Origin of the sequence: Parabacteroides provencensis (genome assembly GCF_900232875.1) — a bacterium.
Classification (GTDB): domain Bacteria; phylum Bacteroidota; class Bacteroidia; order Bacteroidales; family Tannerellaceae; genus Parabacteroides; species Parabacteroides chinchillae.
In genome coordinates this window covers 368,158-389,051 of record NZ_LT960489.1, presented here as the reverse complement: position 1 = coordinate 389,051, position 20,894 = coordinate 368,158, and the positions used below count along the sequence as shown (strand labels likewise).

Genomic DNA, 20,894 nt, shown 5'->3' with positions numbered 1-20,894 from the left:
AGATTTGATCAGAGATATGTAAGGAGAAGAATAAGATAAATAACTTAAAGATTAAAAGACTATGTTAGCAGACTTGGCAATTAAAGAATTTTTGGCAGAGACGGCCGGTAATGCTCCGGTTCCCGGAGGTGGTAGTATCTCTGCGCTGAACGGAGCTATAGCAACAGCTCTTACGGAAATGGTGGCTAACCTTACGATAGGGAAAAAGAAGTATGCCGAAGTGGAGGGGCAAATGAAAACTATTGCCGTAGAAGCAGCTATGATCCGTGAACGTTTAATTGGTTATATCGATGAAGATAGCGAAGCGTATGACCGTGTTTTTGCCGCCTTTAAACTTCCAAAGGAGACAGAAGCCGAAGTTGCGGAACGTAACCGTGTTATTCAGGACGCGACGAAGGAGGCGGCTCTTGTCCCGATGAAAGTTGCCGAAGAGGTGGGATCGGTGATGGAAACGATAATTTATGTGGCACATAAAGGAAACCGTAATGCGGTAACAGATGCTTGTGTCGCGATGATGACGGCACGCACATGTGTGTTGGGTGCCATATTGAACGTGCGTATTAATCTGTCGTCTATACAGGATGAGGCATTTGTAAAACGAATGACGCAAAAAGCCGATCATCTGGAGGCGGAAGCTATCCGGATTGAAAAGAAGTTGATGGATTGGGTTAAAACGGTATTATGATATGGGGAATGTCTATTATGTGGGTTCGGAGCCGTTGACGTTTGAAGGGATCGAGAAGATACTCACGCAAAATATGAAACTGGAACTATCAGCCGACGTAAAGGATCGCATCCAGCGTTGCCGCGATTATCTGGATCGGAAAATACAACAGGCAGACGAGCCTATTTATGGTATCACGACAGGTTTTGGTTCTTTATGTAATAGGAATATCTCATCAGATGAACTGAGTACGTTGCAGGAGAACCTGGTGAAGAGCCATGCTTGTAGCATAGGCGATGAGGTAAGTCCGGTTATAGTACGCCTGATGATGTTGCTCAAGGCGCATGCCTTGTCGTTGGGGCATAGCGGTGTGCAAGTGATCACGGTACAGCGCATTCTTGATTTCTTCAATAATGATGTTCTGCCTATTGTGTACGACCGCGGATCGCTTGGGGCAAGTGGCGACCTGGCACCGTTGGCGAATTTGTTCCTGCCTCTTATTGGTGTTGGCGATGTCTATTATAAAGGAAGGAAACGTGAAGCAATCAGCGTTTTGGATGAATTTGCCTGGAAGCCTGTCCGTCTGAAAAGCAAGGAGGGGTTGGCGTTACTTAACGGCACGCAGTTTATGAGTGCAAATGGCGTGTTCGCCTTAATGCGTGCCTTCAGTGTTTCCAGGCGCGCCGATTTGATTGCGGCTCTTTCCCTTGAAGCATTCGACGGCAGGATAGATCCTTTTATGGATTGTATTCAGCAGATGCGTCCGCACCAGGGGCAGATCGAGACGGGTACGGCTTTTCGCAAGTTGTTGGAAGGTAGTGAATTGATTAGCCGGAAGAAAGAACATGTACAAGATCCGTATTCGTTCCGTTGTATTCCGCAGGTGCATGGTGCAACAAAAGATGCAATTCGATATGTTTCCGGCGTACTGCTTACCGAAATTAATTCGGTGACGGATAATCCTACTATTTTCCCTGAGGAAGATAAGATCATTTCCGGTGGCAATTTTCACGGACAACCGCTTGCTATCTCTTATGACTTCCTTGCTATAGCATTGGCCGAACTCGGTAATATTTCCGAACGTCGTGTGGCGCAGCTAATTATGGGATTGCGCGGTTTACCCGAATTCCTTGTGGCTAATCCGGGATTGAATTCCGGGTTTATGATTCCGCAATATGCCGCCGCCAGTATGGTGAGCCAGAATAAGATGTATTGTTATGCTGCCAGTAGCGACTCTATTGTTTCCAGTAACGGACAGGAAGACCATGTGAGTATGGGCGCTAATGCAGCCACGAAACTATTCAAAGTTATGGATAACCTCGATCATATTTTGGCTATCGAACTGATGAATGCGGCACAAGGTATCGAGTTTCGTCGTCCGGCTAAAACATCGCCTGTTTTGGAGAAATACTTGAAACAGTACCGTAAGGAGGTTCCCTTTATAGACGAGGATATTATAATGTATACCGAGATACATCGTACGGTGGCGTTTATCCGCCGGAATGATTGTATGTATTGATCCATTCCAAAGAGTTTGGAGTTATGCCTCCAAACTCTTTGGAGTTGTGCTTGCAAGGTCTTTGGAGTTGTGCTTGCAAGGTCTTTGGAGTTATAACTCCAAAGTGTTTGGAATTATATATGGGTATTTTCCCTCTTATATCGGGGAAAAGTGCCTGCAAAAGAGGTTATTTCTTTGTAACCTGTACCCGTTTTGTGGGAGCAAGGTTTTCGTTACGCAGATTGATCTGTTCTACTACATTCTCGGCTAGCCGGCGGAAAGCGTTTCCTGTAATCGTATCTGGATTGAGAGCTACCGGTTCGCCGTTATCTCCACCTTCGCAGATGCTTTGTACGATTGGGATTTGCCCTAGCAGAGGAACGTTTAGTTGTTCGGCCAGACGTTTGCCGCCTTCTTTGCCAAACAGATAGTATTTATTCTCCGGCAGTTCGGCCGGCGTAAACCATGACATATTCTCTATCAATCCCAGCACAGGCACATTAATCTTCTCGCCCATGAACATACTGATACCTTTACGTGCATCGGCCAGTGCTACTTCCTGTGGGGTGGAAACAACGACTGCTCCTGTAATAGCCAGTGTTTGCACCATTGTAAGGTGAATATCACTTGTTCCGGGCGGCAGGTCGATTAAAAAATAGTCCAACTCTCCCCAGTTTGCATCTGCAATCAATTGTTTTAAAGCGTTGCTTGCCATGGCACCGCGCCAAAGTACGGCATCCTCCTTGTTTACGAAGAAACCGATTGAAAGAAGCTTGACACCGTAATTCTCTGCCGGCTGGATCAACTCGCGTCCACCTACTTCTTCCAATACCGGGCGGGCGTCTTCAACATGAAACATTTTAGGTTGTGATGGACCGAAAATATCGGCATCCAGCAATCCTACCTTATAGCCAAGTCCGGCTAATGCTACTGCTAAGTTGGCAGCTACCGTACTTTTACCAACGCCACCTTTGCCGGAAGAAACGGCAATGATATTCTTCACCTGCGGTAAAAGCTTGTCCGGTTCGGGACGCGCTACCTGGCGGGTGATAACTTTGATGTTGCCTTTGATGTCTACATCCTTATCTACATAAGTGAGGATTGCTGTCTCGGCTGCTTTTACAACGGATTTGATAAACGGGTCGCTCGGTTTTTCAAACAAAAGTGAAAAGCTCACTTTGTTGCCTTCGATGCGGATGTTGTCTTCCACCATTCCCATATCCACCAGATTCTTTCCGGTTCCGGGATAACGCACGGTGGCGAGTGCGTCCATAATCAGTTTAGGATATATTGCCATAGCTTCTATGTTGTATTTTATTCTTAACTACTTATCTACTTTTTTTCTTCCTCATTTTCCCGATGCCAGCGCACTGCGTTTACTACGGTTGAAACTGCGGTACGGATCGTATTCGATTTCTACGTCCGGTTCAATGAGATTCGCCCGTTCTTCACAAACAAATTTGATATATTTGATGTTCAGCCCACGATCCAGCCATTGTTGTTCGTAATAAGTCTGGATGGAAAGGATTTCGTCGGCCAGACCGGAATGGTAAAGGTCGTCTGTGGAGAACAATACCGGATAGTGGTTGGCTTTTACCATTTCACAGGTATAGGTATACATAAAGTTGCTGTCTGTTTTGAGGTGAACAATCCCATCGCCTGCCAGAATTTCGCGATACATTTTCATGAACCGTGTAGAAGTAAGCCGTTTGTTTACTTTCTTCATTTGCGGATCAGGGAAGGTAAGCCATATCTCTGCTACTTCTCCGGGGGCAAAGAAGTGGGCTATCAGTTCGATGCTGGTGCGTAGAAAAGCTACGTTTGTCATTCCGTTCTCCAGAGATTCCTTTGCGCCGGTCCACATACGTGCCCCTTTTATATCTACACCGATAAAGTTTTTGTTTGGGAAGAGTTTGCCCAAACCAACCGTATATTCGCCTTTACCGCAACCCAATTCCAGTACAATCGGATTATTGTTCCTGAAGAACCGCTCATGCCAATGTCCTTTCAGGTCAAATCCTTTTTCCTGAAGCGTGGCAAACGGATATTGAAAGACATGCGGGTAGCTCGCCATGTCGTCAAACTTTGCTAATTTATTCTTTCCCATGCTGCAAAGATATTACAATCTCTCCATCTTAGCAACGAACTGGCCGAAGAAGATATCCCGGTAATTTCTTTGGATAGAAATGAAAACAGGAAGTAAAGCTATTCTATCGGTTTCCCCGTACTGTCGAAGTTTATTTTTGTTCCATCGCTTAGTTTGAATACAAATCCTTCCCATGATAGATACTGAATGCCTATATCTTTGGGATAGGTATAGCGAACGTATGTATATGCCTTGTCGTAAGGAGCAGGGCTATGTTGTTGTCCGTCGTAGTTACCATCCGCATCATATTGGAGATAGTAATTACCGATGAGGTTTATATAATAACCGTTTTCATCACGGCGAATAGCTGTGATGTATTTCTTGATCCTGCTGTCGGTAAGAATCTTTTCGGGAACAAGTGCAAGCAGTTTTGTTGTGAATGGATAACCGTGTCCGTCTATCAGGTCCCATTGTAATGTTTTGTCCAAACGGAAGTCGAAACCATTCGGGAGCCGAACGTGATAATAAGGGTCTGCTACATGTGCAGGAACGGTGAGCCTGTAGCTGCTTTCTGATTCGAAGTAGGTATCTATGAATTCTTTAACTTCCTTTTGGTGCAAGTCGGTAGGAGGTATTACTTCTGTGGTATAAGTTTTGATGTCGGTGCGACTGGTTCCTATCTCGTACAGTGTTTCATTTTTTTTGTAGATAGTGACCAACTTGGTTATACTTGCCACTTCTTTTCGAATTTTTTCCGGTAAAATGTTGATAAGATCAAGTGGAAGCGAATTGTCAGTTTCATTGGAAAGGCTGGTTATGTATTTCCAGTTGCCATCCACATCAAACCATGCTTTGTAACCTTTGTCTAATGATATCCGGTATTTATAGACCGATGTTTCATTAGCTTGCTGGTCTACTGTGACATATTTGTAACCTGCACCTATGAAATACTCTTTGATAAAGGATTGAATGCCTGGGGGAAGAGAAGAATATCCTTCCTGACCTAGTTCTTCTCCAAGATAGAACTCTTCACTGAATGCCACTGTTTTTTCGTTATCTAATGTGGCAAACTGCCCATAATCGGTACGGGTAATGCTTTTTATACGGTTTGTTTGATAAACAGTATTTGTATAGTGTACCATTTCTTGAAAATGCTTACTTATTCCTTCCGGTGTTTGTTCGCCTGGAATATTGATTAGTTTCCACCCACCGTTTTCATCAAAGCAGATTGCAACATCATCGGGATAGGTTACCCGGAAACTGTAATTATTTTCTTCTTTACTTGCTTTTTCTACCAAGACAGGTTCTTGGTTGGAGAAGATATCAAGCAGGAAGTAACCAGCCTTGGAAGGCAGTTCGCTCAGTGAAATTTTGTTTGGGTTTGCTTCGTTGTCTTTTGTACATCCGCTTAAAGTTAACATGGTGAGTGCAGAAAATAAAAGGCACAATATTAAATAGATAGGTTTCATCAAATTCTATTTTAAGATTATTGGCGGTAAAAATATGAATCCTTTTTTTATACATGAAGCTATAATCGTTAATTAAGGCTAACTTAATCGTATTGTAATAAAAAAGAGATACCCCGAATGAAGTATCTCTTTTTCTAAAGCTCTTCCTCTTGGACTTGAACCAAGGACCCTCTGATTAACAGTCAGATGCTCTAACCAACTGAGCTAAGGAAGAAAATATGTCTTTCAGTCTTTCCCGATGTCTTTTTGAGCTCTTCCTCTTGGACTTGAACCAAGGACCCTCTGATTAACAGTCAGATGCTCTAACCAACTGAGCTAAGGAAGAATATGTCTTTCAGTCTTTCCCGATGTCTTTTTGAGCTCTTCCTCTTGGACTTGAACCAAGGACCCTCTGATTAACAGTCAGATGCTCTAACCAACTGAGCTAAGGAAGAATTTTGTTGCATCTTCCGGAGTATAACTTGTACCCCTTCTGAAATTGCACTGCAAAAGTAGAGGATGTTTTTGAAATATGCAATATATTTGCAGAAAAAAATGAAAAAATGAATACGATCGGTTTAGGAAATGCATTGGTAGATGTACTGTTGAAATTAGATAATGATAATGTACTCAGTGAAATAGGAATTAAGAAGGGAGCAATGGATATGATAGATCAGCAACAAATGCTTGCTATTCGTAAGGCTCAGGAACACTTGGAAAGAAGCCAGGCTCCCGGCGGTTCGGTTTGCAATACTATGCGTGCCATGGCCTTTTTGGGTGCAAAGACTGGTTTTGTTGGTAAAATTGGTTCAGACTCCGTAGGTGAATTTTATGAAAAGGCATTGGAAGAAGCCGGTGTAACTCCATACTTTATTAAGGTAGACGGTGTGTCTGGCAGTTGTACTGTTCTGATATCTTCTGATGGCGAACGTACTATGGGTACGTTTCTTGGCCCGGCAGCAACTATTACTCCCGACGAAATTAGTGAAGAAATGCTTTCCGGATATCAATGTATATATATAGAAGGCTATTTGTTAGTGAATGAACCTTTGGTTCGCACCACTATGCAAAAGGCAAAAAAGCTAGGTTTAAAGGTCGCTTTGGATTTATCTAATTTTAATATTGTAAATGCCTTTAAAGGTTTCCTTGAAGATATTATACCTAAGTATGTGGACATCCTGTTTTCAAACGAACCGGAGGCTGAAGCTTATACAGGGCTGAAAGCATGTGATGCAGTGAAGGTACTTTCCGAAATGGTAGACGTTTCTATTGTTACTTTAGGAAAAGAAGGCGCTATTGTAGGCAGTAAAGGACAGTTTTTCACAGTTCCGGCCGAAGGAGGAAAGCCGCTTGATACAACGGGAGCCGGTGACAACTTTGCTGCCGGGTTCCTGTATGGCTGTTCTGTTGGGGCAACCTTGGAACAATCTGCACGCATAGGGTCTATGCTGGCCGGATATGTTATTGATGTGGTTGGGCCACAAATACCGATGGATAAATGGGAACAAATAAAGTTAAAAGTAAAAGCAATATTGGCATAAGACGCTGTATTATGCATACATTTACATCGTTAATTAACTAAATAATTCTATGTGTAGACTGATTCAACGAAAGAGAATTATAGGATTGCTAAGCTTGCTACTCATTGCCGGAAATATATTTCCGGGGCAGGCACAGAATGATAATCGTTTTGAAGTAAGTAAGAATCTTGATATTTTCAATGCTCTTGTGAAAGAGATGGAGATGTTTTACGTAGATTCTGTGGATATAGATAAAACAGTTCGCCGCGGTATAGATGCGATGTTGGGTGGCTTGGATCCATACACCGAGTATATTCCCGAACAGGAAATGGAAGGATTGAAGCTTATTACTACGGGCGAATATGGTGGTATAGGGTCTTATATACGTCAGCGTGATAAAGACGGAGGCGTAATTATTGTTGAGCCGTTTGAAGGAATGCCGGCGGCATTGGCCGGACTGAAAGCGGGCGACCGTATTTTGGCAATAGATACGATAGATGTCTCTAAAGCTACGAATGATAAAGTAAGCGAATTGTTGAAGGGCGTTCCCAATACAAAAATTACATTAACCATTCAGCGTCCGGGCGAAAAGAAACCCCGCAAGATCGATATCGTGCGTAAACAGGTTGTTGTAGACCAGGTTACCTATTATGGAGTTCGCAACGATAGTGTAGGTTATATCTACTTGAAAGGTTTTACAGACAAGAGTGCTCAGGAAGTGAAGGCTGCTTTTGAAGATTTACGGAAGAACCATAACATCAAATCCCTGATAATCGATTTACGTAATAATGGCGGCGGTGTATTGGAATCTGCAGTTCAGATAGTAAGCCTGTTTGTACCGAAAGGCAGCGAAGTAATCTCTACGAAAGGCAAGATAAAACAATGGGATCGTACTTATCGTACTTCGAGCGAGCCTTTGGATACGGTAATGCCTCTGGCTGTTTTGATTAATGGCAACTCGGCTTCGGCATCAGAAATCGTTTCGGGTTCTTTGCAGGATTTGGACCGTGCCGTATTGATTGGCCAGCGCTCTTTTGGAAAAGGTCTGGTTCAGACTACCCGTGATTTGCCTTATGATGGCAAGTTAAAGGTGACGGTGAGCAAATATTATATACCAAGCGGCCGTTGTATTCAGCAGTTAGACTATACGCACCGTAAAGAAGACGGTAGTGTGAACGCTATTCCTGATAGTTTGACTTCTGTGTTTTATACATCCAAAGGCCGCCCGGTCCGTGATGGCGGTGGCGTTCGTCCGGAATTTGAAATGAAAGAAAAGAAAATACCTTCATTGATGTATTATCTGGCGGCAGACTATGTTCTGTTTGATTTTATAACAGATTGGGTACAGAAACATAAGACTATTGCCCCGGTTGAAGAATTTGTGGTTACGGATGAAGACTATGAAGCCCTGAAGCAATATGCAAAGGAGAAGAATTTTACATACGACCGACAGAGTGAAAAAGCATTGAAGAGCCTGAAAGAAATAGCAGCGTTTGAAGGCTATCTGGATGGCGACTCTACCACTCTTAAAGCGTTGGAAGAGCAGTTGACTCCGAATCTTGATAGGGATTTTGACCGTAACAAGGATGAAATCAAGAAGTTGATGGCAGCAGAGATTGTAAAGCGTTACTATTATCAGAGAGGCGAGTTGCTGCAAAACCTGAAAGAGGATGAAGTCCTGGATAAAGCATTGGAGGTTCTTGCCGATCATGAGTTATATACTAAAACATTAAGTGCTCCGGAGAAGGAGAAAGAAACACCTGCGGAGAAATAAAAGCTGTTCCGTCGGAAAACGATATACCGGAGAGGGCTGAATGACAATCAAAGTTATTCAGCCCTCTCTCTTTATGTATTTCAAAAATCATAACTATGAGTTTCAGGAATCATAACTATGAGTTCACGAATCAGTAGTTAAAGTAGTTATCAGTCACCTTACGTTGACTTAGTAGTCAGGTAGAAATAGCCTGTTGTTCTTAACTTCTAACCAATACTTGCCTTTATACAACATCAGTTCAAGGGTTGTATTCGGATAATAAATTACTTGCTTGATATTTTAAACTTTACATGTATAACCACCAGTTCCGATTGTGTGCCAACCCGGTAAGGAGGACCGGCTATTCCTATGCCCGAAGATACGTAAAATTGAGTCGGTCCTTTCCGGTAGTAACCGTAAGCACATTCATATACGAATTTCAATACGAGAGGATAAGGCCATAGTTGGCCGTTGTGTGTATGCCCATGTAGTCCCAGGTCGACTCCATTCATTTCCATTTCTGCAAACGACCAGGGTTGATGGTCTAAGACAATGACAGGTTTATCTTTATCCACTCCTTTCATAAGTGCCTGCAGAGGTTTGCGTTTCTTGTTTATATTGTCATCACGGCCAATCAGATAGAACGAAGAATCGGGCATGGCTACAGAATCGATAAGCAATGTAGCTCCTGTTTTTTTTAGCCAGCGGTATTTGGCATTACGGTTGGCTCGATATTCGTGGTTGCCATAAACAATGTAGACTCCTAGTGGAGCTTTTAGCTGTTTTAGATCCTCTTCTATATGCGCTTTTTCGGCAAAACGGGATTCATAGTCTATAACGTCACCCACAATGACGACCATGTCCGGATGTTGGGCATTGCTGAGTGCTACATATTTTTGTACAAGTTTTTTGCCTATTACTTCACCGATATGCAGGTCGCTCATCATAACGATAGTAAGACTGTCCCGGTTATTTCCTGCTTTTTTGTCTAATGTTACATAGACGTTCTTTACAACCGGATTTTGTACTTTATGGTAAGCATGGAACATAAGAGCAGCGACGCCTATAAGTATGATAAAGAAAAGAGAAAGCTTGGTCTGTTTCCAGTGTGTTGTAACTATTTTAGGAAACCAATGCCGCCAATGGTTAGAGAGGCGCAAGACTTCCAATGTTAATAAAGATAAGGTGATATAGATCATCGAGATGTACCATGTATTACAATAATATTGAATGGCAATCATCAAATCGTCCGGTAGTTCATTCCGGAAGAAAAAACCGAAAAGGTAAACGGCCAGCTCTATTATGAAGAAGAGGGTATATGGTATCCGCCAACTTTTCCTGGCTGGTATGGCCTGATATCCCCGCCAAAAGATATATGGATTTAGTAATAGCTGTGCTACTATAGACTGGATGAATACTTTCATGTCGTTCTTATTTGAATGTAATATTGAATACTACAAGCTCACTGTCTGTTCCGATTCTGAAAGGCGGTCCCCAAAGCGATAAACCGGAGGAAACATAAAAATGAGTATTCTTTATCTGTTTGTAACCGTAACTTAATTCAAACAAATGGTCGGTAACAAGGTTCATTGGCCATATTTGCCCCCGGTGTGTATGACCACTGAATTGCAAATCGACATTAGTGGAGGCTGTTTTGTCCAATTCGTAAGGCTGGTGGTCCAGCAAAAGAACCGGTTTTGTAGGATTGGTTGTGTGAATCAGTTCTTCAATCGGTTTTCTGTTTTTGTTATGCCGGTCGTCTCTTCCTGCAATTTGGATGCCATTGGGTAGTGTAACAATACTATCCTGCAGAAATACGATAGGAGTTGTCTGAACAAATGCTTTACTTTTTGTTATACCGCTTATATATTCATGGTTTCCCGGAACCATATAAATGCCGTAAGGCGCATTTAGCCGGGACAATTCTTCATGCATTTGTTCGGAATACAGAGGAACTACACTATTATCTATCAAGTCGCCTCCAATTAAAATAAGGTCGGGTTTCTGGTCGTTTATTAACTTTACATATTTTTGAAGCATATCTTTGTCAGTTCCATATCCCAGGTGAATATCGCTGACGGCAACCACTTTTAATTGCTTTTCCTCGTTGTCTGACGGTTTGTTGATAACTATGTTGATAACTTTTATATCCGGATGTTGATAATTATAATATCCATATCCTAATAAGCTGAGTGTTAGTCCGGTTGCTAAATAGAATGCTCCCCGTACCCGGATGTGGAAAAGCCGTAGCAAATCGCAGATTCCTAACAGTATTACCATATACAAGGTAAACACTAACCAGCCGTTTCCTATATCCTGCATTGTGTGGGCAAGGAAATCCGGCATAGCTACGTCTCGTAACAGGAAGCTGGAGAAAAAGGATAATGCACATCCCCAAAAGATGATAGATAGTAATACTTTAACTCCGGTTGATTGGGCTTTTAACGTATTTTTTCCCCAAGTGAATATATATAGATTACCTAAAAGGTATAATGCTATAATAATGATAAAGAAAGTAGGCATCTCGTCTATTTTTCGGCAAAAGTAAGAATTATTACCAGATAGTCTGATATATTATTTACAAAGATGCATTTTGACCTGCCGTATAGGATAACCTACCGGATTGTTCATCATCGGAATTTGGTTATCTGATAATTTTAGTAGTTTCGACATTCGTTTCATAAGCCGTACGTGTTGATAGTTTGTACAAAACTAAAACAATCGGCTGTTTGTCATGTATCTAAATGCTTCTTTTTAGGCTTCTTTAAAACAAAATTAGCTGTAAAAAGTTTTTATTACATTATATTTGCCACATTTACGAAAGCATCGTAAATGTGAATTATGTATATATTATATAGTTAGATCAATGAATAGAAAACTTTTATCCTTATTTCTGGTGCTAATCAGTGCACTTCCTTTATGTGCTCAGGTAGATAATGCCAGTCCCCTTGTTATTAAAGGGCAGGTGGTGGACACGCTAACGAACGAAACAGTTCCGTACGCCACGCTTAATATTGCTTTACAGAGTGCTCCTCAGAAAGCTGTTAAGATGTTAGCATGTGATGTTGATGGTAAATTTGAGACTACGCTGAAAAGTGCAGGTAAATACATCATCTCTATGCAATCTGTTGGAAAAACTCCGGCACAGAAAACGTTTTCCATATCGGAAAAGGATAGTCCGCTGAACTTGGGTAAACTTTACATGAAAGATGATAACCAACGTTTGGGCGAAGTTACCGTTACGGCACAGAAACCTTTGGTAAAAGTGGAAGTTGACAAGCTTACCTATAGCCTGGAGGATGATCCTGAGGCACAAACCAACAATACCCTGGATATGCTTCGCAAGGTTCCGATGATTACGGTGGATGGCGATGATAAAATACAATTGAAAGGTTCTACCAATTATAAAATTTATATGAACGGAAAGCCTTCTAATCTGTTGAGTGGCGAAAATGCATCGGATGTATTGAAAAGTATGCCGGCCAGTTCTATTAAAAATGTTGAAGTTATAACCGACCCGGGAGCCAAGTATGATGCGGAAGGAGTAGGTGGTATTATTAATATTATTACGACAAAGAATGCTTTACAGGGCTATACCGGAACAATCCGTGCCAATGCCAGCACCTTAGGTAGTTTTGGTGGTGGAGGTTATGTTTCATTGAAAGTCGGTAAGTTTGGTATTACAGCCAACTATGGTTATAACAATCGTAATTCTCCATGGAATGATTCTTATGCGTTACGTGATAAATCGGGTTATGATTCGGAAATAGACGGTTATGATTCCCGCTTTGAAGAAACAGGCCGCAGTAAGCGCAAAGGTCCTTTTCAATATGGAAATCTGGAAGGCAGTTATGAAATAGATTCGTTGAATTTATTGAGTGTGGGTGCAAACTTGTTCCGGGGCAAATCTAAACGCTTTTCGGAAGTTTCAGGAGTAATGACGGGATTGCCGGAAGCGGAATCTGCTTCTATGGAAAAGTATTACTGGTATGATCGTAACAGTAATACCGAAGGTACTTTTGGCTCTACCGATGTGAATGTGGACTTTCAGCATTCTACCCACAAAAAAGATGAATTGCTGACACTTTCATATCGTTTTAGCCAATCTCCTGATGATAGTGAAAATCATACAGACTTACTGAATGTGGAAAATTATCCTCTTGCCAAAGATTATCCGCAGTGGAATAAGAATAAAGCATCTACAGTAGAGCATACGGCACAGGTGGATTATACAACACCGACGTGGAAAGACCAGACATTGGAGGCTGGTGTAAAATATATCAACCGTCAGAGTAAGAGTGAAACACTGGAGCAGGTTTATCGCGATTCGTTGAATGCCTGGGAAGATGTATCGTCTGAAAATAGCAGGTTCCGTCATGTCCAGCATATATATTCGGCTTATCTGAGTTATCAGGTGAAATTTAGCAAGTTTGGAGCAAAAGCCGGTCTTCGTGCGGAAGGAACCAGCTTAAATGCAGAGTTTGCAAAAGCACCGGATATGAATTTTGATGCGAATTATTTTGATCTGGTGCCGAATGCTACGTTAACTTACCAATTGGATATGTCTACTCAATTACGTTTAGGGTATAATATGCGCATTCAGCGTCCGGGTATCTGGTATTTGAATCCGTATATAGAAGATTCAAATCCGCAGAATATTTCCCAGGGGAATCCGAACCTGGACTCAGAGAAGAGTAACGGTGTCAACTTGAATTATAGCAAGTTTGCCCAGAAGTTCAGTGTTAATGCCAGTCTGAGCTACACGTTTGTAAATAATGCGATCGAACGTTATAGCATGATTGCCGATTTTCCGAAGAGCGACCCGCGTTCGCAGTATAATGGCGCGTTATGGAATACGTATGGCAATGTAGGTAAGCGTCAGCAAGTTGGTTTGTTCTTATACGGAAACTGGAATCCGGTTCCTTTGTTCCGTATTTATATGAATGCAGGTCTGGACTATACCGACTTGAAAAGTAAAGCGTTGAATATAGAAAAAGACGGAATAAGCGGCCGTATCTTCATGGGTACGCAGTTTAACCTGCCGAAAGATTTCCGTATTAATGCAAACGGTGGTTATTTCAGTCCGTGGATACAGTTGCAGAGTAAATATAATCCGTTCTATTTTGCAGGTCTGAATGTCAGCAAGGATTTCTTGAAAAAGAAGCTGACTGTTTCTTTGGCTGCGCAGAATCCGTTCTGGAAAACAATGAAAATGGAGACGACAACCGTTGGAAATAATTTCAAGGATGTTTCTACGGTATGGCGGAGTGCCCGTGAGTTCCGTTTAAGTATATCTTATACTTTCGGTAACCTGAAAGGTGGAATAAAGAAAGTACGTCGCGGTATTAATAATGATGATATGAAGGGTAATAATAGCGGTAATAGCGAGGGGGGACAATCCATGTAAATCCAATTTCTCCCGGAAGAAAATTCAAAAGCATTCGGATGAAATCTAAATTTCATCCGAATGCTTTTTTTTATCTCAAAACCTATATCTTTGCTAAAAATAACTCGGTATATAGAGATGGATAAAGAGATAACTCCCGAAGTTGTGCTAGGTGATTTGCGTTATCTGCAATTGTTGTCGCGCAGCTTTCCTAATGTGGCGGAAGCCAGTACAGAAATCATTAATCTGGAAGCTATATTGAATTTACCAAAGGGTACGGAACATTTCCTGACGGATATTCATGGCGAACATCAGGCATTTAACCATGTGCTGAAAAACGCTTCCGGTGCAGTTAAACGTAAAGTGAATGAGATATTCAGCAATACATTACGGGATTATGAGAAGAAAGAACTTTGTTCTCTTATTTATTATCCGGAAGAAAAACTGGAACTGATTAAATCGAAAGAAACAGATTTGGACGACTGGTACCTTATTACACTAAATCAGTTGGTGAAAGTTTGCCGGAATGTTTCCTCGAAATATACCCGTTCTAAAGTTCGTAAAGCTTTACCGAGGGAGTTTTCATATATTATTCAGGAGTTATTGCATGAGTCGTCGATGGAGCCGAATAAATCGGCTTATATAGATAAAATTATCAGTACGATAATATCTACAGGCCGGGCTAACGATTTTATCATAGCGATGTGTAACCTGATCCAGCGCCTAACGATTGACCTGTTGCATATTGTGGGCGATATATACGACCGTGGCCCCGGCGCACATATTATAATGGATACGTTATGTGATTATCATAACTTCGATATACAATGGGGCAACCATGACATTCTTTGGATGGGTGCTGCAGCCGGCAATTTGGGAAGTATTGCCAATGTGATACGCATGTCGTTGCGTTATGGTAATCTGGCAACACTGGAAGATGGTTACGGCATCAATCTTTTGCCTTTGGCCACATTTGCAATGGAAGTATATGGAGATGATCCGTGTAAGTTGTTTGTGCCTCGTACCAAGTTTTCGGATAATGTATTTGACGAAAAAACAATCCGCCTGATCTCTCAGATGCATAAAGCAATCACAATCATACAGTTTAAGTTGGAAGGCGAAATAATCCGCCGTCGTCCGGAGTTTGAAATGGATGACCGGATGCTGTTGCATAAGATCGATTTATCGCGTGGAACGGTTCATCTGAATGGTAAAGACTATGAATTAAAAGACAAGAACTGGCCGACAATCGACCCTAAAGATCCGTATGCTCTTTCGGTAGACGAAGAGGATTTGATTCGACGTATCCATCATTCGTTCCAGAGTAGCGAAAAATTGAAGAAGCATATGCGCTGCTTCTTTACGCATGGTAGTATGTACCAGGTATGCAATTCCAACCTGTTGTTTCATGCTTCAGTACCTTTAAATGAGGACGGTACACTGAAAGAAGTACGTGTGGACGGCAAAATGTATAAGGGTAAATTATTGCTTGATAAAGTAGACCAGTTGATCCGTACGGCTTATTTTGATTCCGAAGATACACCCGAGAAGCAGTTTGCCATGGATTATATCTGGTATTTATGGTGTGGAAAAGACTCTCCGTTGTTTGATAAAGGACAGATGGCCACCTTCGAACGCTGCTTTGTAGAAGATAAGGAAATACAAAAGGAAGAAAAAGGAGCTTATTATGTTTTGAGAAAAGAGGAGAAAATATGTGATATGTTGCTGGATGAGTTTGGTGTGACCGGACAGCACAGACATATTATAAACGGACATGTTCCGGTTCGCTCCATCCAGGGAGAGAACCCTATCAAGGCAAATGGTAAGATGCTTGTTATCGATGGTGGTTTCTCAAAAGCTTATCATCCGGAAACAGGTATTGCGGGATATACATTGGTTTATCATTCCCGTGGTTTTCAGTTGGTTCAACACGAACCGTTTGAATCGACTGCAAAAGCGATAGAAGAAGGTCTGGATATTAAATCGACCACTATAGTTGTTGAACTGAGCTCGCATCGCCAGATGGTTCGTGATACGGATAAAGGAATGGAGCTTCAGAAACAGATCGGCGATTTGACGAAATTATTATATGCTTACCGGAATGGATTTATTAAAGAAAAGGAACGGGTCGGAAGAAGATCATAATCTGTAAATACACCGGCCCGTTTGTTGCATTTTCCGAAACGGAAACAGGTGTTGGCTTGCTTATTTCCGCATATCATGTTTCAGGACACCGGAATCTATTATATTAGAATAAACGGGAACTTGATAGACATAGTTTCTGTAATTTGTTATAGAATAATAGGTTATATCTTTGTATCATGTGTTGTAAAGACGCCATGTTTAATGTGTAACTATTATTTATATCCAGATGAAATGGTTTATACTTTTCTTTATATCTGCTGTATCATTAATATCTTGTACGGATGATTATGAAGTATCCTCTTATCCGGAAGTCGTATCGGAAGTGGAAGATGTTGTGGTACGTCTGGTAATCAGTACACCATCAACAATACTGCCGAAAACGATAACAACCAGAGCTAGCGACGAAAGCAGTATTCGCCAGATACAAGTGTTTGTATTTCAGAATGGAGAATATAAATACAGGTCTGCCGGATTGTCGATTCAAAGCGGTGGAACAACAACCAGTTTTAATGCTTTACTGACATCATCGTCTTCACCTTTGAAGCTTTATATTGTGGCGAACGCTACAGATGCAGTTCTTGCAAATGAACCTCAGGCAGGGGATAACGAGGCTTTGGTGAAAGCTAAAATTCTTCAGACTTATGCACAGAGTGGTATAGGGGACGTTATTCCTATGTTTGGAGAATGTGATGTGCCGGGCTTACTACCGGGGCAGGTTAATCAGGTAAGCAATATAAAAATGCTACGTGCAATTGCACGTGTAGACGTGAAAGCACAAGATGTTGTCTCTAATTTTGAATTGAAAAGTGTACAGGTTTTTCGTGTTAATGATAAAGTACAGGTTATTCCTGGAAACTCAGCGACGCCGAGTATCCCTTCAACAAGTCAGACTATTAATACAATAAGTTACCCGGTTACGGGTAATGAACTGGTGTCCGGAATTTATATACCTGAATCGGTGTCTCCTGTAGAGAACGAGAGGATCAGTAAAGCGACATGCGTTGTTGTTGGTGGTATTTTTAATAACAGTGGCAAAATTACTTATTATCGCGTTGATTTTAACTCGGTGACCAGTGAGCAACCTTTTGGACAAGTATGCCGAAACTATAGATATGTGCTCAATATTAAGAAAGTTTCTGCCGCAGGATGGAATAACGCGGAAGATGCTGCAAACAATGCAGCCACGAACTTGGAAGTGCAGATTAAAGAGTGGGATGATAATTCCAGTGATATTTATTTTGACGGTGTAAACTACTTTGCCCTGTCTTCACGTACGGTCGTACTACCTTCAATTATTAACTATGTAAAGTCTGTTGATATTGACACGGATGTCGATGAATACACGATGCAATGGGCTGATGAAGAAGGAAATGGTTATGGCGGATCTACAGGCTGGGGCGAATATCTGGAGAATGATACCTTTAAAGTCAGTCTTGGCAGCGATGGGAAAAGTTTACAAGTAACAACATTAAGATTGAATACAGGAATATCTAATTACTCGAAAAAGATATTGATAACGGCTAAACGTTTGCGTATTGTAGTAACAATTATGCAAACGCCTGCCAGTGACAGACCGGCAGTAACGGTTTTGTCCTATCGCGGTCACAGAGGTGCGTTAGGCTCAAATTTTTCTACACCACATGCTTATGCTACAGGCTTGAAACCAATACTGGTTAACAGTAATAATTTTGGCACTGCAGGAACATTTCCGTTTGATGGTTTTACATTGGTAGAAAGCTATACGTCTCCGGGAGATGGTATGACTATTGCTTCTTTGGCAGGCATTAATATTTTGTTTTTGCCTAACTGGACGAATGATAATTTAACTCTTAAAAGTGCCAATGTCGTTAAGCAATGGTTAGAGGCAAAGAAGAATCGGATCATGATTTTTAGTTTTGAAGATGGTCGTAATAAATTTATGCTGGAAGCCTTAGGCGTTACAGTACAAAATCCCGGATACAGCGGAAACTATAAATTGGCTCCTAAACCGGGTAATAGTCCGGTTACGGATAACGGTCTTTTCGGGGAATTGCCTCAGAATATGACTTATAATTATGTGGATGGTATATTTTCGACAGTAAATCATACGCTATATACTGATATAACGCCTGTACTGTTGGCTGATAATGGAGAATGTGTGTTAGGTGTTGATTATAAAAATAGAATTGTGTATTGTGGCGAAATTCAGCTTTTCGGATATTATGCCAAGACTAATGCGTTGAATAATACTACCGGTGAAATTAGCACAGATGCAGCCAGGCTTATGGCTAATTTGTGGGCATGGATGGCCGAAACAGCACTTTCGGAACCATAAATCAACTGTTTCCGCAAAAAACTTTATATTTTTGCGAGATGAACAGACAGGCGTTGATTTATTATCCATTGTTAAGTACCATTCTGATTTTTCTTTTTATTGGCAGCTTGGTATATGGAGCGGTATCCATACCGGTAGATAGTGTGATGGATATTCTTCTGGGGAAAGATATAGAAAAGATAGCGTGGCAAAATATTGTCTTACAATCTCGCTTACCCCAGGCTTTTACGGCTTTGTTTGCCGGTTCTTCGCTGGCTATAAGCGGATTGTTATTGCAGACGCTTTTCCGCAACCCACTGGCAGGGCCTTCTATCTTGGGTATAAGTGATGGCGCAAATCTGGGAGTAGCTGCCGTTATGTTGTATTTTGGGGGTTCCTTAAGCCAGGTAACCGATTGGCCGATTAATGGCTATCTGGCTGTCATTCTTGCGGCTTTTCTGGGGGCTTGTGTTATTCTTGGAATCATTATCTATTTTTCTTCTAAGGTGAAAAATAATGTAATGTTGCTGATTATCGGTATTATGATAGGTTATCTGGTCTCTTCGTTTATTTCTATTTTGAATTATTATTCTTCGGCCGACCGTGTGCATGCTTTTGTGATGTGGGGATTAGGCAATTTTTCCGGAGTATCGTTGGAGCAGCTTCCTTTCTTTGGTTGCTGTACATTGTTCGGGTTGTTATTTGCCATTTTGCTGATAAAACCGCTTAATGCGCTTTTGTTAGGAGAATTATATGCGGCTAACTTAGGCATAAAGATAAAACGTACACGTATTTTGATATTATTATGCACAGGTGTATTAACGGCCACAACTACGGCCTTTTGCGGGCCTATTTCTTTTATAGGTCTGGCCGTTCCTCATATAGCGCGTTTAATGTTGGGTACTTCCAATCATAAGATGCTGGTTCCCGTAACAATACTTTCCGGTGCATGTGTAGCTCTGCTTTGCAATATGTTGATGGTGATTCCCGGAAGTAATAATATACTTCCCTTGAATGCCGTTACTCCTATGCTGGGTGCCCCGGTGATCATTTATGTGATTATTAATCGTAAAAATATCCAATACTTTAACTAAATATGGCTGATAATGCAACAATAGAAACAACAAACCTGAGTATTGGATATGTGCTGAAGAACGGGCGGCGAAAAAGGGTACACGAGCAATTGGATTTAGTCCTGCATCCCGGAGAAGTTACATGCCTACTTGGATTGAATGGGGCAGGCAAGTCAACCTTGTTGCGTACGCTTTGTGGCTTTCAACCGCCATTGGCTGGTTCTATTCGCTTGATGGGTAAACCGTTGGAGGAATATTCCCAACATAAATTTGCTTTAACTGTCGGTGTTGTGCTTACAGAGAAAACGAATGCCGGCGGTATCACTGTATATGAGTTGGTTTCTTTAGGGAGACATCCTTATACAGGTTTTTTCGGACAATTGAAACCTCATGATAAAGAAATAATTTCACAGTCGCTCGAATCTGCCGGTATTGCCCATAAAGCGAATAATTATGTGTCGGAACTGAGCGATGGAGAACGGCAAAAGGCAATGATTGCTAAAGCTTTGGCCCAACAATGTCCGGTTATTTTATTAGATGAACCCACTGCCTTCCTGGATGTGACGAGCCGTATAGAGACGATGGTATTGCTTCATAAACTTGCAACAGAACAAAAGAAGACAATTCTATTATCTACGCATGATTTGGATCTGGCTATCCAAATGGGAGATTGCCTTTGGTTGCAGGAAAAAGGACGCCCTATGGCGTGCGGTACACCGGAAGATTTGATTTTGAGCGGAGCTTTTGGAACCTTTTTTGGAAAGGAAGGCATTATTTTTGATCCATCTACAGGAAAGTTGAATGTAGAAGCGCCAACTTGCCCGATTGGGGTGGAAGGGGACTTTCAGACTTCTTATTGGGTCGGAAATGCTTTGGTACGTAATGGGTATCGCCCGGCTCCGGTAAATGAGAAATATGTAAATATTAATTGTAAATCATCGGACTGCATGATGATAAACTGGCCGGATGGAATGCAGAAACAGGCTGGAAGTGTTGCTGAATTGATCAACGAAATCAGAAAATAACAG

The 20,894-nt window shown here is 41.6% G+C and carries 14 protein-coding genes and 3 tRNA genes; 9 read left to right on the top strand and 8 right to left on the bottom strand.

The genetic code is table 11. The features are described from left to right. Window positions 1-61: 61 nt before the first annotated feature. Both CTY47_RS08610 and hutH read left to right on the top strand, forming a co-directional pair. Window positions 62-685 carry a cyclodeaminase/cyclohydrolase family protein gene (locus tag CTY47_RS08610; protein WP_099464363.1) on the top strand — a complete coding sequence of 208 codons (624 nt, stop codon included), beginning with the start codon at window positions 62-64 and terminating at the stop codon, window positions 683-685. 1 nt (window position 686) lies between these two features. Then, window positions 687-2,183: a histidine ammonia-lyase gene (gene hutH, locus CTY47_RS08605; protein WP_099464362.1), complete on the top strand. Its 1,497-nt coding sequence runs from the start codon at window positions 687-689 to the stop codon at window positions 2,181-2,183. A gap of 166 nt (window positions 2,184-2,349) precedes the next feature. Here the strand turns inward: hutH and CTY47_RS08600 are convergent, their stop codons facing one another. From CTY47_RS08600 to CTY47_RS08575, 6 genes are all read right to left on the bottom strand, one after another. Beyond that, window positions 2,350-3,459: an Mrp/NBP35 family ATP-binding protein gene (locus CTY47_RS08600; protein WP_099464361.1), complete on the bottom strand. Its 1,110-nt coding sequence runs from the start codon at window positions 3,457-3,459 to the stop codon at window positions 2,350-2,352. Between the two features lie 51 nt (window positions 3,460-3,510). Then, complete coding sequence (trmB, locus tag CTY47_RS08595) at window positions 3,511-4,269, bottom strand: tRNA (guanosine(46)-N7)-methyltransferase TrmB (protein WP_099464360.1); 759 nt, start codon at window positions 4,267-4,269, stop codon at window positions 3,511-3,513. A 98-nt stretch (window positions 4,270-4,367) separates the two neighbouring features. Then, window positions 4,368-5,717, bottom strand: a complete 1,350-nt coding sequence (locus CTY47_RS08590) for a PepSY-like domain-containing protein (RefSeq protein WP_099464359.1) — start codon at window positions 5,715-5,717, stop codon at window positions 4,368-4,370. Window positions 5,718-5,857: 140 nt separating this feature from the next. Then, window positions 5,858-5,931, bottom strand: a tRNA-Asn gene (locus CTY47_RS08585). A 37-nt stretch (window positions 5,932-5,968) separates the two neighbouring features. Beyond that, a tRNA-Asn gene (locus tag CTY47_RS08580) sits at window positions 5,969-6,042 on the bottom strand. A gap of 35 nt (window positions 6,043-6,077) precedes the next feature. Then, window positions 6,078-6,151: transfer RNA gene (locus CTY47_RS08575), tRNA-Asn, on the bottom strand. A gap of 108 nt (window positions 6,152-6,259) precedes the next feature. On the opposite strand from CTY47_RS08575, the gene CTY47_RS08570 reads away from it, so the two are divergent. Together CTY47_RS08570 and CTY47_RS08565 are read left to right on the top strand one after the other, a co-directional pair. Beyond that, window positions 6,260-7,237: an adenosine kinase gene (locus tag CTY47_RS08570; protein ID WP_099464358.1), complete on the top strand. Its 978-nt coding sequence runs from the start codon at window positions 6,260-6,262 to the stop codon at window positions 7,235-7,237. A gap of 49 nt (window positions 7,238-7,286) precedes the next feature. Next, window positions 7,287-8,990 (top strand): S41 family peptidase, encoded by a 1,704-nt coding sequence (locus CTY47_RS08565; RefSeq protein WP_099464357.1) that lies wholly within the window; start codon window positions 7,287-7,289, stop codon window positions 8,988-8,990. Window positions 8,991-9,253: 263 nt separating this feature from the next. Here CTY47_RS08565 and CTY47_RS08560 read toward each other — a convergent pair whose 3' ends face one another. Together CTY47_RS08560 and CTY47_RS08555 are read right to left on the bottom strand one after the other, a co-directional pair. Next, complete coding sequence (locus tag CTY47_RS08560; protein WP_099464356.1) at window positions 9,254-10,393, bottom strand: metallophosphoesterase; 1,140 nt, start codon at window positions 10,391-10,393, stop codon at window positions 9,254-9,256. 7 nt (window positions 10,394-10,400) lie between these two features. Next, the gene (locus CTY47_RS08555) at window positions 10,401-11,492 is read right to left on the bottom strand and encodes a metallophosphoesterase (RefSeq protein WP_099464355.1); all 1,092 of its coding nucleotides are present in this window, start codon (window positions 11,490-11,492) and stop codon (window positions 10,401-10,403) included. A gap of 343 nt (window positions 11,493-11,835) precedes the next feature. On the opposite strand from CTY47_RS08555, the gene CTY47_RS08550 reads away from it, so the two are divergent. From CTY47_RS08550 to CTY47_RS08530, 5 genes are all read left to right on the top strand, one after another. Then, window positions 11,836-14,376 carry an outer membrane beta-barrel family protein gene (locus CTY47_RS08550; RefSeq protein WP_099464354.1) on the top strand — a complete coding sequence of 847 codons (2,541 nt, stop codon included), beginning with the start codon at window positions 11,836-11,838 and terminating at the stop codon, window positions 14,374-14,376. A 117-nt stretch (window positions 14,377-14,493) separates the two neighbouring features. Then, entirely contained in the window at window positions 14,494-16,500 is a 2,007-nt protein-coding gene (locus CTY47_RS08545) for a fructose-1,6-bisphosphatase (RefSeq protein WP_099464353.1), read from the top strand. 226 nt (window positions 16,501-16,726) lie between these two features. Next, window positions 16,727-18,814, top strand: a complete 2,088-nt coding sequence (locus CTY47_RS08540) for a DUF4906 domain-containing protein (protein ID WP_099464352.1) — start codon at window positions 16,727-16,729, stop codon at window positions 18,812-18,814. A gap of 38 nt (window positions 18,815-18,852) precedes the next feature. Next, window positions 18,853-19,887 (top strand): iron ABC transporter permease, encoded by a 1,035-nt coding sequence (locus tag CTY47_RS08535; protein WP_099464856.1) that lies wholly within the window; start codon window positions 18,853-18,855, stop codon window positions 19,885-19,887. Window positions 19,888-19,889: 2 nt separating this feature from the next. Beyond that, window positions 19,890-20,891, top strand: coding sequence for an ABC transporter ATP-binding protein (locus CTY47_RS08530; RefSeq protein WP_099464351.1), 1,002 nt, complete (start codon window positions 19,890-19,892; stop codon window positions 20,889-20,891). The last annotated feature ends 3 nt before the right edge of the window (window positions 20,892-20,894 follow it).

Bases quoted from the DNA above. Each gene is read 5' to 3' on its own strand.
- CTY47_RS08610 (WP_099464363.1), top strand. From the start codon at position 62: ATGTTAGCAGACTTGGCAATTAAAGAATTTTTGGCAGAGACGGCCGGT.
- hutH (WP_099464362.1), top strand. From the start codon at position 687: ATGGGGAATGTCTATTATGTGGGTTCGGAGCCGTTGACGTTTGAAGGG.
- CTY47_RS08600 (WP_099464361.1), bottom strand. From the start codon at position 3,459: ATGGCAATATATCCTAAACTGATTATGGACGCACTCGCCACCGTGCGT.
- trmB (WP_099464360.1), bottom strand. From the start codon at position 4,269: ATGGGAAAGAATAAATTAGCAAAGTTTGACGACATGGCGAGCTACCCG.
- CTY47_RS08590 (WP_099464359.1), bottom strand. From the start codon at position 5,717: ATGAAACCTATCTATTTAATATTGTGCCTTTTATTTTCTGCACTCACC.
- CTY47_RS08570 (WP_099464358.1), top strand. From the start codon at position 6,260: ATGAATACGATCGGTTTAGGAAATGCATTGGTAGATGTACTGTTGAAA.
- CTY47_RS08565 (WP_099464357.1), top strand. From the start codon at position 7,287: ATGTGTAGACTGATTCAACGAAAGAGAATTATAGGATTGCTAAGCTTG.
- CTY47_RS08560 (WP_099464356.1), bottom strand. From the start codon at position 10,393: ATGAAAGTATTCATCCAGTCTATAGTAGCACAGCTATTACTAAATCCA.
- CTY47_RS08555 (WP_099464355.1), bottom strand. From the start codon at position 11,492: ATGCCTACTTTCTTTATCATTATTATAGCATTATACCTTTTAGGTAAT.
- CTY47_RS08550 (WP_099464354.1), top strand. From the start codon at position 11,836: ATGAATAGAAAACTTTTATCCTTATTTCTGGTGCTAATCAGTGCACTT.
- CTY47_RS08545 (WP_099464353.1), top strand. From the start codon at position 14,494: ATGGATAAAGAGATAACTCCCGAAGTTGTGCTAGGTGATTTGCGTTAT.
- CTY47_RS08540 (WP_099464352.1), top strand. From the start codon at position 16,727: ATGAAATGGTTTATACTTTTCTTTATATCTGCTGTATCATTAATATCT.
- CTY47_RS08535 (WP_099464856.1), top strand. From the start codon at position 18,853: ATGAACAGACAGGCGTTGATTTATTATCCATTGTTAAGTACCATTCTG.
- CTY47_RS08530 (WP_099464351.1), top strand. From the start codon at position 19,890: ATGGCTGATAATGCAACAATAGAAACAACAAACCTGAGTATTGGATAT.